We start from the raw sequence: 677 nt of genomic DNA, 5'->3' as shown, positions 1-677 counted from the left end.
CGCCCGGAGGAAAGCCCGAGAGGGTGAGTACAAAGGAAGCGTCCGTTCCTTGAGAACTCAACAGCGTGCCAAAAATCAACGCCAGATTTAGTTGATACCCCGTCTCCGGCCGGATCACCGGTTGGGACGAGGTTCCTTTGAAGAAACATACAGCGAGGACGCTGTGAACGACCATCTTATTCCGGTGGTTGTTCCGCTCTCGTGTGTGTGCACCCGATCACGGGTAAACATTCACGGAGAGTTTGATCCTGGCTCAGGACGAACGCTGGCGGCGTGCTTAACACATGCAAGTCGAACGATGAACCACTTCGGTGGGGATTAGTGGCGAACGGGTGAGTAACACGTGGGCAATCTGCCCTTCACTCTGGGACAAGCCCTGGAAACGGGGTCTAATACCGGATACCACTACCACGGGCATCTGTGGTGGTTGAAAGCTCCGGCGGTGAAGGATGAGCCCGCGGCCTATCAGCTTGTTGGTGAGGTAATGGCTCACCAAGGCGACGACGGGTAGCCGGCCTGAGAGGGCGACCGGCCACACTGGGACTGAGACACGGCCCAGACTCCTACGGGAGGCAGCAGTGGGGAATATTGCACAATGGGCGAAAGCCTGATGCAGCGACGCCGCGTGAGGGATGACGGCCTTCGGGTTGTAAACCTCTTTCAGCAGGGAAGAAGCG

At 57.8% G+C, this 677-nt stretch carries 1 rRNA gene; it reads left to right on the top strand.

The annotated features are described in order from the left end of the window. Positions 1-230: 230 nt before the first annotated feature. Positions 231-677, top strand: a 16S ribosomal RNA gene (locus tag K4B79_RS47485); the annotation flags it as partial.

Origin of the sequence: Streptomyces lincolnensis, from assembly GCF_021173675.1 — a bacterium.
Lineage (GTDB): Bacteria > Actinomycetota > Actinomycetes > Streptomycetales > Streptomycetaceae > Streptomyces > Streptomyces lincolnensis_B.
The sequence above is the reverse complement of the archived record's forward strand: the minus strand, read 5'-3'. Positions and strand labels throughout refer to the sequence as shown.